The following is a 10,905-nucleotide window of genomic DNA, read 5'->3' on the forward strand; positions in this document are numbered from 1 at the left end:
TCCAGCAGGCCAAGAACGAGGCCGGCCTCGACCATTACCAGGTACGCACCTACCGGGCCTGGTACGCCCACATCACCTTGTCGATGCTCGCCCTCACCTGGCTCGCCGGGACGAAAACCGAAGCGATAAAAGGGGAATCGGGATCGAAGATCAGGGCATGATCGCGTACACGCTACCCGAGATCCGCCGCCTGCTCGTGCAACTGATCCTGCGACACGCCCACCCGGACGAGCACATCTGGTCCTGGTCGAAGTGGCGACGGCGCCGACAACACCAGGCCCGCACCTCCCACTACCGACGTCGCGGACACTTCCCATAAGTGCCGTTGCAGTATTAGCCGCCGCGCGTGTTGCCGGCCGCCGCTGCAGCCCAGACTAGTCGATGCACGCATGATCACACGCTGCATTACGTGCAGTGTTGCACGTATATGCGGATTCGGGTCGCGGGGTGAGCGCCGAACTGGACGAACCACGGCCGGCACGGGGCGCCGTGCACCCGTCCGGGGCTGCGGTATGGCTGCGCGACGGCTCGCCTGCCATCCTCGGGGGATGGCACGAACGTGGTTGTCGGTGACGGTGGAGCTGCTCGGCGGACGCGGGGAGGAGCTGTGGCCGTGGCCGGGCCGCGTGTTCGCGGTCGGGCCGTCGCACACCTTCCTGGACCTCGCGAATGCGATCAACGACGCGTTCGCCCGGTGGGACCGGTCGCACCTGTCGATGTTCACCCTCGCCGATTCCCGTGTGGTCACCGACACCGAGACCGGGGACGAGATGGTCGAATCGCTCGGTGGGCCCATCACCGAGACGGTGGACATCGAATCGGCCAAGGTCGCGCGGCTGCTGAAGCCCGGGGCGGAGTTTCAGTTCACCTTCGATCTGGGCGATGACTGGACCCACCGCTGTGTGATCGGCAACGAGAAGGTCGACCCCCTGACGGTCCTGGGCATCACGCCCGGCAAGCCGTTGCCGTACTGGGGATGGGGCGGGATTCCGGACCAGTACGGGCGCCGGTGGGCCGACGACGACGGACAGAGCCGGGCTCCGCGCAGACCCAGCGGGCCGCATCCGATGCTGCTGCACGCGTGGCCCGCACAGGACCAGGCGCCCACCCTCGAGGTGTCCGAGCTGCGCGCAGCCGCCGCGACAGCAGATGCGGACCGCTTCCTCGCCGCGGTCCGCGGCCGGGACGTCGACGACGCGCTGCACCAGGTGGGCGCGGGACTGCCGATGGCACTGCAGCAACGACGCAGTCAGGCCGAGGCGGTGACGGTGTCGATCATCAACCGGCTGACGTGGCGCGCCGGCCCGGGTGATGAGGTGCTGGCGCAGGACCTGCTCGCACATCTGCGCGGCGAGCCGCTGACGGGGCGGGTGGTGCCGGTCGACCTGGAGATGCTCGGCACCGAACTGGACGGGGATCTCGGCATCTCGACCGGCGGCTACCTCGACCTGCACACCGGGGACGTGGTCGACGACAGCATCACCGATCCGGCGATGGTCGGACAGGACGCCGCCGTCGACGTGGACGAGGAGCCCGACCGTTGGCTCCGGTTCGACCGCACCGGCTCGCGGGACGGCTGGCGGGACATGGCGGCCTTCGCCCAGCGGCAGCATGATCCCGCTGTGCGGGAGCGGCTGGAGCGGGCGATCGAGGGCAAGGGTGCGTTCGGCCGGTTCCGAGACCTCGTCCACCAGGAGAGCCTCGCCGAACAGTGGTACGCCTTCTCCACCGACCGCCAACTGGGTCGTGCCCGCGAGTTCCTCGCCGACCAGGGCATCCGCGTGGGCTGACCATCAGCCCACACCGTGGTCTGCCACGGGTGTCACCGACCCCGCCCGCTCACGCGATGGCGTCCCGATCGCCGGTCGCGGCACAGCACCTGGGACGGCCCGCCGCGCGTCGTGACGACCGAAGAAATGCCAGGAAATGGAGACAGAAATCGCGGTGGCCATACCCTGCGACACGTGACGAGTCCGCGGGTCGCGCACCGCACAATGCCACCGGCACAGACCTTTACGGCACGATCGGCGAGGATACCGGAGATGACCTCGCCGAGCCGAGGCTGTCGACGGTCGGCGGTCCGGCGAGACGTCCGGGCATTGGGGTGCCCCGACGTCGGGGGGGTGACACCAAGGCAGGGGTTCCGAGAATCGAATTGGGGGGGAGGATCCCCGGAACTGCGCACAGACTACACACCACGACCGACACGAGAGGCACGGCTACGGTTCCGCGGTCAGGCCAACGCCGGTGGGGTCCACTCTTATTCGCGCATCCCGTCGGCGAGCTCGAGGACTCGCCCCAGGTACCGCGTCATGAAGGCATCGAGCGCCCGCCGCGACAACTCGGGGTAGCCGGCCTTGCGGAAATAGTGCTCGAGATCGACGAGCTTGGTACCGATACACACGCGCCGCTCATCCAGGCTCACCAGCTCGCCCACCAGACGATCGAGTTCATCGGCCTTGCTCATCACACTGTCCATCGGTCTCACCTCGGCACTCGAGTTGGCGCGGGGCGGATGCTTCCCGAGGCGCTTGGCCTCCACCCGCCCCGCCATGGAGAAGCGTAACACGTACTTCGAACGTGTGTTCGAGTCGCTGTCGGTCCTCGGTTGCAGCCCGGTTCGGGGTGAAGGCCGTACAGCAGCCCGAGAACCCCTCCATCGCGGAGAGCCTACGGATCGGTGGTCTCGGCGATAGTCAGCGCCAAACCCCGATCCCGGCAGCGGGCCCCCGCCCGGCCCTGAGAATCAGCGCAGCGCACACACCGATTGTGGGCATTGGTGTCCACCAGCACGTGCTGTTGCCGCCGTGCGGGTGATCGCCGAAGGACGCCGTGAACGGGTGAACTTGTAGCCTTTGCTGGTGTCCGCTCCCTCCGACGACATCCCCAACAACCACCAGGCGCTGCCGTTACTGACCACACTGGTGCCCTCGGCGCACCCACATATCATCACCACCCCGGCCCGGACCGGCACCAACATCGCACTGCGGATCCACACCTCGCTCGCGATGTTCGCGGTCGCACCGTGGGCGCCGGCGGCAGCGGGGTTCGTGGTCACCGTGCTCGTACACAGCGTCGACGCCGCCACCGGCCTGCCGCGGCATCTCCCGGTCGCCGAACCGGGCGAGTGGGCGGGGGCGATCCTCGCCGACGTCGACGCCGCGCAGGGATATTTCCTCGGCGCCGTCGACCCGGACACCGGCGAGCACCGGGACGGACAACTGACCTACCGGCTCTACCTCGACACCGACCGACAGGCGATCCGAGTGCCCCGACAAGTGGTCGGCTGTCCGCACTACCGGATGCGCACCGGCGGTACCGATCCCGAGATTCGGATCGTCACCACTGCTTGACCTCACGACGTGCAGCACGTGGTCGCTCGCGGCGACTGTTCTGGTGCGGTACTTGGGGTATGCGCGCCACCATCGGCCTATTCCACGGCGGACCTTCCGCGGGTATTCCGCAGCCGGTGTGTTCGCCGACGGTGAACGACCCTGAGGACGGGTCACCCGTGGTCAGTGGGCGTCGCGGAAGGCCTGCTCGATCTCGGCGGGGATACGGCCACGCGAAGACAGTTCGTAGCCCTGCCCGCGCGCCCAGGCCCGGATCTTCTTCGTCTCGTCCGACGACCGCCGCGCAGCAGGGGCAGCCGACCGGTCCGAGCGGTGTTTGCGGCCGCCGACCGGGGTGGAGTGGGCGATGTAGTACTCGAACGTCTCGCGGAGCTCCCTCGCGTGCTCGTCCTTCAGGTCGATCACGTACTCGACGCCGTCGACGGCATAGTGGATGCTCTCGCCGTCGTCACCGAACACGGTGCCGTCGATGTCGTCGACCAGCTCCACCACGACCTTGCGTGCCACAGATCCACTCCTCGCGTTCTTCGTCGGTCCGGATCTGATGACAGTACTGGAAGTATCAGGTAACCCCGCCGAGCTCAGCGGCCGACAGCGGGATCCGCCGAGCCACCGGCGTGGTCCACTGGCGTGCGCACCGGCCTAGCATCGTGCAATGACGACGATGAGGTCGCTGCCGCTGAACGCGATCAGACTCGGCTACCGCATCGTGCGCCTTCCCCTGCGGCTGGCGGAGGACGTCACCGCGTCCGAACACATCGCAGTGTTCGCCTATCGGTGCGATCGTGTCGCCGCCCGGATCCTCCGGGACGAGAGTCTGTTGTTCGTCGACCCCGAGCACTCGGCGGTGGTCCGGCTGCACGACTACCGGGACCGACTGCGTGGTCGCAGCAATCCCACGCAGTAGACGAACACCGACCTCACCACGGGCGAGGACCGAGATGGGGTGCCGAACCGCCCTGCGTGGGGGTGGTGCGCGGCGGATCTCGTCGTATTCCGTGAGCGGACCAGGCGCTGCTCCGCCGACGACCACCGCCACCGCTCACCAGTTGGTGCCGGCCTGCCGAACATGATCGACGACGACGGCTACGGCGCGGCTCGAGGACGCATGGCAACAAACGGGTGCGACGGCAAGGCCGCCCCATCCAGCCGCGTGGAAGCCGACCACCACCGCCTCCGGTGATGTGCTTCCGGGGGCCGATCCAACACCCTACGCAGATGGTGGGTGCCTCCAGCAGGGCGCGGGGGAGGCCGCCGGCGCGGGCGACCCTGATAAATCCGAGGATCGGTGACGCGTCCGCTACCGGGCGGATGCCCACTCGCGTTCGGCATCGCCGGATGCCGGTCGCCGCGGTGGCAGCGATCGGCGTTCGCCGCGGCGGCGGGCATGTCGCCTGCGCTCGGTTTCGGTCATCCCGCCCCAGGTTCCGTACGGCTCACCCGTCGCCAGGGCATGGTCACGGCACGCGGCGAGCACAGTTATGGCAGATCTGCTGGGCCCGCAGTTCGCGCCGGGCCCGGGCCTGGCCGCGTTCGGTGTCCGGGGAGAAGAACACCGACGAGTCGAGTCCGCGGCACGCGGCCCGCTCCTGCCACCCCACCCCGGCAGTCGGGGTCTGGTACGCCGGTAGCGGTGCGGTTCCTGCGGGTGACACTGCCGATTCCCTTTCCGTTTCTTCCGAGCCCGTCGTTGCTCCGAGCCCGGGATGGATCGCCGGGCCGGGGACAACTGGCGTCGGGTCCTCATGTGGCCACGGGTCCCGGTCACGCCGCGTTGAGAGAGGAAACCGGTCACCCTGTTTGCAGAGGTATACCGGAGTACGCGACCCCGGCGCCACTCGGTCGCATGTCCAACATCCCGGCCTGCCCAAGATTCCGATGCAGCGGTTCACCTGCACGTTCGTCGGCATTCGTACTTTGTTCATCTCACGCGGCAACCACTGAGCACACCGACGGATCCACCGCGGCGGGGCGCGCGGCACGACGCCACGAGCGGGTCCCACGCTCGTCAGATGCAGAACGGTGTACCGCGCCTGTGGAACTCGACTGGGACCGTACTGGTGTCTGCGTGGACCTCGCTACATGAGGGCGTGCCGGTCTCGGTCGTGGATGATCTCATCGGCCAGCCGGTAGACCGCCAGTTCGTCGGGGATGCCCACCTTGGTGGCGGCATCGCGGGCCGCGAGGAACGCCCGGACCTGCGCGTCCCCTGATGTGCGGTCTCGGCTCAGGAACGCCTGGCGTGCGTCGGCGAGGTCCTCGAGCGCCCACCACTGGAAGCGGTCGAGACCGGCGGCGATCTCTGCGATCCGCGCCCGCTCCGACTGGCGGGTGCGCCGACGGTCCGCCAGGTCGGAACCCCCGAGCAGGAGACCGAGAACGACGGCGCAGACCGCGGTGATCACCGTGCGTCCCGGCGCGCGGCCGCAGACCTGGCCGGCTCCCGGGTGACCGACCGTGCCGGCTGCCGGGTGACGGAGACCAGGGCGACGGTCGCCGTGATCGCGACCACGAGGATCAGCAGCAGCGGCAGCGAGAACTCGGACGTGAACGCCGCGGAGGCGGCCGTGGCCACGAAGGCGAGGACGGCGAGCACCCAGAGGGCCCGGGCCGCCACTACCCGGCGGGTGAGGTGGGCGGCCGAGCCGCCGACGACCAGTACGGCGCCGATCCAGAGGGTCCAGGTGGTCATGGCGGTGCGGGTCCTCCCAGGCGGTCGGCGGGCGTGAAGTCACGTCACAGGGTGTCATGCCAATGGAGGCCGACAGCCGGGCAGGCCATGAGCGGGAGGTAATCGGGCCGCTCTATCGGCGAAGACCGTCGGAGCTGCGCACACAGGCGCACAATCGGCCCATGCGGCTGATTGTGCCGATGCCGGCCACCCCCGGGGGGAGCCAACTTCGACCTACTCCGCAACCGTGCCATTCACGCCGGATAGCTAAGCACCCCAAAGCAATCACGATAATTGCTCTACATCCGATTACGTGACGGACAAACCCTCAACCTGGGAATTTCGTGACCAATGACAGAGGTGGGTAGCACACGCCACCATCACCGCGCCCTCACCTCTGCCCGATCTCCTTCACCACATCTGACGAGGCCGACTTCAGCCCTCCAGGTGTTGCGAGTCCGTCGAACCGACTGCACGAAACGCGCGGGACGCCTTCAACCCCTTTCGCACCACCCAGAGTTGAAAAATCGCCACGACAACCGATCCCGCCGCGAAGACCATCGCCAGAAACCACCACCACGCGTCAAACACGAGATAGAGCACCGCACATGCACCGGCGGCGGCAATGAACGCCCACTGCACACGGTTCAGCGTGCGAGCCATTTCTGTGGCACGAGTCATCTCCGCAAGATAAAAGTCCTGGCTGTGTGAATGAATGTCGATCTCCCGTCCTCAACTGATCCGACACCGGTGGCAACCGTCCACGGCGACCGGGGACACAGTGTCCGCGTCCTTCGTCGCTACCACCTGCCATCGTGCACCGTCAGCGTAGAGGTCGTCACCGACACTGCGCGATGTCCACACACCCCGGCCACCGTGGGCGTGGCTGCGCGCCGCGACCCCACCACTCGGCAACGGGTCGTTGGCGGCCAGTTACCGGCGGACGCCAATATGAAACCCGATCCCGTCTCGCCGTTGCCGCTCCGATCCTTGGTGCCCGACACAGGTCGAGGGTGCTCCGGCCACTGTCCGGGTGCAGCGGCTGCCCGTGGTGGCTCAGGTGCACCAATTGCCGAGAAACTGTTTCGCGCAGTGGTTCTCCGGCCACGCTCACGCCATGCCGTAGCGCGCTGCGGCTGACGTGCGGTGCGGGTGACCTCGAACAGGGCCCACTCGTCGCCGGCGAGCACACCCCGCCGATACGCCCGCCGCGCGCCATTCCGGCTGCCCGTGGCCTACACGTCCACCGGCTGGTCGCCTTCGGTGGGTACAGAGCCGTAGGTGTAGTTCCAGTGCACCCCGGAACGCCCCTTGATGGGGACCGCGTCCCTTCTTCGGCCCCGGCTGTGTGCCGACGCACCGGGCCACTCCACGTAATCGCAGGCACGCGGGGCTGGGTGTGTGACCGTGTGTGGGCACAACCTCAGACGATCATGTCCGGGGGCTCGGAAACGTCGACGTCGAGCAGGACATCCCACGACGGAGCATCATCACGTGTCCGGCCAGATGACGGGCTCGGCGTCCTCATCGTGACCGCTCGTGCTGCCCCGCGAGAATCACCACCACGACCGTCCACCTCGTCGGCCGGGGTAGCGACACCCCCGCAATGCTGACCGCACACCAGTCCCTTGGGACCTCGCACGAGAAACGCCACCTGCCTGGGGGTTGGCCCGGGCGTCGTGTGTCGGCGACCCGCAGGGTCCGGAGCCGGTTATCGTCGAAGACCTGTAGTGAAGCAAGGGGGCAAGCGACCATGGCATCACCGACCACGACCGACCTGTCGACGCTGCTGATGATCGACTCCGCGACTGCGCGGGACCGAGACGACGCCTTCGCCGTCACCCCCCTCCCCGACGACCGCGGGTGGGCGATCGAGGTCCACATCGCCGGCGTCGCCGACGTCGTCGGCCTGGGGTCGGTCGCCGACGAGCAGGCGTTCCTGCGGGCCGAGACCCGATACCTGCCGGGCCGCACCATCCCGATGCTCGGCGACACCGCCGAACAGGCCGCCACCCTGACCACCGAAGCCGCGCGCACCAGCCTGCAGGTCACCGGCACCCTCACCACCGACGGCCGACTGATCGACACCGCCGTCGCCCGCGGACAGATCCCGTCGGGCCGGTGCGTGCCGGTCGATCACGCGCAGGTGCCCGGCATTCTGACCGACCCGGCCCATCCCCTGTACCGCCAGTTGGCGGCGGCGGATGCGGCCGCGCAGGCCCTGCTGGGCGCCCGCCGCGACGGCGGGGCGCTGGCGTTCTACGACCTCACCCGCGGCTGGGCAGCCAACGAGGACGGCGCCATCGTGGCGATCGCCGCCGAATTGCGGACCGTCGCCTACGTCATCGTCCAGGAGCTGATGATCGCCACCAACGAGGCCGTGGCGTTGTGGTGTGTGGAGCAGGGGTTACCGATCCTGTTCCGCAACCACCGACCCAACCCGGTCGCCGGCAGCGCCGACGAGCTGATGACCGAGATCGCCGCCGCGGCCGGGGACCCGGACCTGTTCGCGAAACTCCGCGGCCGGCTGCTGTCGACGCTGCGGGCCGCGACCTACGATCCGACGGTCCACGGACATTCCGGTCTTCGTCTCAGCGCCTATACCCATGTCACCTCACCGCTGCGGCGGGTGGCCGACCTGATCAACCAGCGGATCATCCTCGCCCACCTCGACCACTCCCCCACCCCCTACACCCCGGACCAACTGGCGGCCCTCGGCGCCGACCTGAACCGGCGCACCCGCCAGGCTCGGGAAGCGAAGAAGAATCACTTCAAACACGCCGACCACCGCCTCGTCACCCAAGAGGCGTCCCGCGACCTCACCGCCCTCGATACCCGCACCTTCCACAAGGTCCTCAAAACCGCAGCCACCGCACCACTTCGCGACGAGATCGCCGCCGAACTCGCCCGCCGCGTCGACGCCGACCTGCTGACCGCCCCGGACGTCGCGGTCCTGATCGACGCCGCCGACCCCACCTGGCGCCCGATCCAACTCCGCGTCCTCGACACCCTGGCCGACACCCACCCGGAGATGGGCCCGAGCGTGGTGTCGGTGTGGCGGCAGGCTCATCCGGATCAACCGCCCACCGACGTGGAGATCCGGCGCAATGGTGCCGACCACCACCCACTGTTCGCCGCCCGCGCAACCCACCGCAGCATTCGCGGACCCTGGACCACCGCGGCGGCGAAGAAGGCGGCCGAACAGGCAGCCCTCTGGGCCGGACTGCGCGCGCAGCTGACCGGCACCGATCACCCCGAACCGGAACCCGAATGGCCTGCGGCACCGCAGAACCCGCAACCCCCTGCCCCGCCCGCGTCCGAGGACCCTGGTGCAGTCATCCCCCGGCCGCCGCACGATACGACCACCCTGACCGTACTGAACCTGGATGGGGCGAAGAAGTCAAAGGCCCTGTCCAACCCCATCGCGTGGCTGATGAGCCTGGCCCAGAACAACCATCAGCCCCCGCCCGAGTGGGAGATTCGCACCGACGGGCCCGCGCACGCACCCCGCTTCACCGCCACCGTGCACCTCGCCGGCCACACCGCCACCGCCGACGCGACCGCGAAAACCGCGGCGAAGACCGCATCCGCAACCGCCCTCGTCGAGGCACTCTTCGCCCGGCAGTGACGGCGCCGCGCGGTCTTGTGTATACCGCGGCAACACCAGTCGGGCCCCGGGGCGGCCGAACCGCTGCCGGTCACCCTCCGGCGAACAGCCCCTGAGGCGCGCCGACCGAAACGGGGACGGCACTCTCGTGGCGGCCCGGACAAGAGCGCCGTCGATCGATCCGAGCATCGACATCCCGACGCCCTTCGGTCCGAGAACAGAATGACGCAGGGACCGCCGCGGTTCGGGCGAGAGCGGGTCGTCCAGCAGCCGGTCGAGACGAGCGCGGATGCGGGATTTCCGGCCGAGGTGTCAGGGGAGTGTCCGCACTGCGGTGCCGATGACGACTGACCGGCAGCGCCGACATGGGCGCGCGCTACCGGCCTGATCGAAGTGTCTTTGAACCAGATTCAGTGCCGCTTTTCAACCCTCGCTCCCCACCCATCGACAACCTAATTGCCCCATTTGAACTGCGACTATGCTGCCACTCCCCCACTCCCCACCAGAATCGACGAACCGTGAAAATGTGCGTCCTGTTCGGCGACGAACACTGTCGGTTCTCAGTGCATCTGGCGCGCTTCTGGCGGTATGTGGCGCGGCTTCTCATCCGATGTGGCGGAAGTGGGCGCAGCCGCAGGTCAGTACATGGTGGACGGAGCGGATCGGCGCGGAGCCCGCCAGGAATCCGCCACATCGGATGAGAAGAAGTTGATGTCGGCATGGCTGACGCGGGTGGCGCACCGCAGGTCAAGCCAGGTCTGCTCCGCCAGGTACCTGGCGAACTGACAAACGGGACGGGAACCGGTGGCTGGAGAGTCTGGAGAGTATGGCCCGGCTCGGCACAGGGAGAACTGAGTGTTTGCCGGTGGCCCCGTGCAGGACCACGTGGGCCACGTCGAACGTGTAGGAGCTCGAACGCCGGCACCGGGAGTGCATCTTCTACAGCTCAGTCCCACACGCTCGATGTCACTCCTTAGTACTGCAACGGCACTTATGGGAAGTGTCCGCGACGTCGGTAGTGGGAGGTGCGGGCCTGGTGTTGTCGGCGCCGTCGCCACTTCGACCAGGACCAGATGTGCTCGTCCGGGTGGGCGTGTCGCAGGATCAGTTGCACGAGCAGGCGGCGGATCTCGGGTAGCGTGTACGCGATCATGCCCTGATCTTCGATCCCGATTCCCCTTTTATCGCTTCGGTTTTCGTCCCGGCGAGCCAGGCGAGGGCGAGCATCGACAAGGTGATGTGGGCGTACCAGGCCCGGTAGGTGCGTACCTGGT

General features: G+C 68.2%; 11 protein-coding genes and 3 pseudogenes. 6 read left to right on the top strand and 8 right to left on the bottom strand.

Features of this window, described 5'->3' with window-relative positions; genetic code table 11:
- The 3 genes and pseudogenes from ACNJ7E_RS14125 to ACNJ7E_RS14135 form a co-directional block, all read left to right on the top strand.
- Positions 1–161 (top strand): annotated as a pseudogene (locus tag ACNJ7E_RS14125) (IS701 family transposase); the annotation flags it as partial.
- Entirely contained in the window at positions 158–319 is a 162-nt protein-coding gene (locus ACNJ7E_RS14130; protein WP_418339497.1) for a hypothetical protein, read from the top strand. The pseudogene ACNJ7E_RS14125 and the gene ACNJ7E_RS14130, both read left to right, overlap by 4 nt.
- 229 nt (positions 320–548) lie before the next feature.
- Entirely contained in the window at positions 549–1,790 is a 1,242-nt protein-coding gene (locus ACNJ7E_RS14135) for a UPF0158 family protein (RefSeq protein ID WP_418340167.1), read from the top strand.
- Between the two features lie 470 nt (positions 1,791–2,260).
- Here ACNJ7E_RS14135 and ACNJ7E_RS14140 read toward each other — a convergent pair whose 3' ends face one another.
- Positions 2,261–2,467, bottom strand: coding sequence for a hypothetical protein (locus tag ACNJ7E_RS14140; protein WP_418340168.1), 207 nt, complete (start codon positions 2,465–2,467; stop codon positions 2,261–2,263).
- 394 nt (positions 2,468–2,861) lie between these two features.
- On the opposite strand from ACNJ7E_RS14140, the gene ACNJ7E_RS14145 reads away from it, so the two are divergent.
- On the top strand, positions 2,862–3,353 hold the full coding sequence (locus ACNJ7E_RS14145) for an N-formylglutamate amidohydrolase (protein WP_418340169.1): 492 nt from the start codon (positions 2,862–2,864) through the stop codon (positions 3,351–3,353).
- A 162-nt stretch (positions 3,354–3,515) separates the two neighbouring features.
- Here ACNJ7E_RS14145 and ACNJ7E_RS14150 read toward each other — a convergent pair whose 3' ends face one another.
- Positions 3,516–3,860: a histone-like nucleoid-structuring protein Lsr2 gene (locus ACNJ7E_RS14150; protein ID WP_418340170.1), complete on the bottom strand. Its 345-nt coding sequence runs from the start codon at positions 3,858–3,860 to the stop codon at positions 3,516–3,518.
- A 148-nt stretch (positions 3,861–4,008) separates the two neighbouring features.
- Between ACNJ7E_RS14150 and ACNJ7E_RS14155 the strand changes: the two genes are divergently transcribed.
- Positions 4,009–4,260, top strand: a complete 252-nt coding sequence (locus ACNJ7E_RS14155) for a hypothetical protein (protein WP_418340171.1) — start codon at positions 4,009–4,011, stop codon at positions 4,258–4,260.
- Between the two features lie 393 nt (positions 4,261–4,653).
- Here the strand turns inward: ACNJ7E_RS14155 and ACNJ7E_RS14160 are convergent.
- From ACNJ7E_RS14160 to ACNJ7E_RS14175, 4 genes and pseudogenes are all read right to left on the bottom strand, one after another.
- A pseudogene (locus tag ACNJ7E_RS14160) lies at positions 4,654–5,008 on the bottom strand (WhiB family transcriptional regulator).
- A 423-nt stretch (positions 5,009–5,431) separates the two neighbouring features.
- A complete protein-coding gene (locus tag ACNJ7E_RS14165) occupies positions 5,432–5,758 on the bottom strand; it encodes a hypothetical protein (protein ID WP_418340172.1) in 327 nt (108 codons plus the stop codon).
- Positions 5,755–6,045, bottom strand: a complete 291-nt coding sequence (locus ACNJ7E_RS14170) for a hypothetical protein (RefSeq protein ID WP_418340173.1) — start codon at positions 6,043–6,045, stop codon at positions 5,755–5,757. Before ACNJ7E_RS14170 ends, ACNJ7E_RS14165 begins: the two co-directional genes overlap by 4 nt.
- 414 nt (positions 6,046–6,459) lie before the next feature.
- Positions 6,460–6,666, bottom strand: a complete 207-nt coding sequence (locus ACNJ7E_RS14175; protein ID WP_378435237.1) for a hypothetical protein — start codon at positions 6,664–6,666, stop codon at positions 6,460–6,462.
- A 1,111-nt stretch (positions 6,667–7,777) separates the two neighbouring features.
- Between ACNJ7E_RS14175 and ACNJ7E_RS14180 the strand changes: the two genes are divergently transcribed.
- Entirely contained in the window at positions 7,778–9,652 is a 1,875-nt protein-coding gene (locus tag ACNJ7E_RS14180) for an RNB domain-containing ribonuclease (protein ID WP_418340174.1), read from the top strand.
- 970 nt (positions 9,653–10,622) lie between these two features.
- On the opposite strand, the gene ACNJ7E_RS14185 is transcribed toward ACNJ7E_RS14180, so the two are convergent.
- Both ACNJ7E_RS14185 and ACNJ7E_RS14190 read right to left on the bottom strand, forming a co-directional pair.
- Complete coding sequence (locus ACNJ7E_RS14185) at positions 10,623–10,784, bottom strand: hypothetical protein (protein ID WP_418339497.1); 162 nt, start codon at positions 10,782–10,784, stop codon at positions 10,623–10,625.
- Positions 10,781–10,905, bottom strand: a pseudogene (locus ACNJ7E_RS14190) (IS701 family transposase); the annotation flags it as partial. The gene ACNJ7E_RS14185 and the pseudogene ACNJ7E_RS14190, both read right to left, overlap by 4 nt.

It is taken from the genome of Rhodococcus mengyinensis (genome assembly GCF_048381435.1).
Lineage (GTDB): Bacteria > Actinomycetota > Actinomycetes > Mycobacteriales > Mycobacteriaceae > Rhodococcus_F > Rhodococcus_F opacus_D.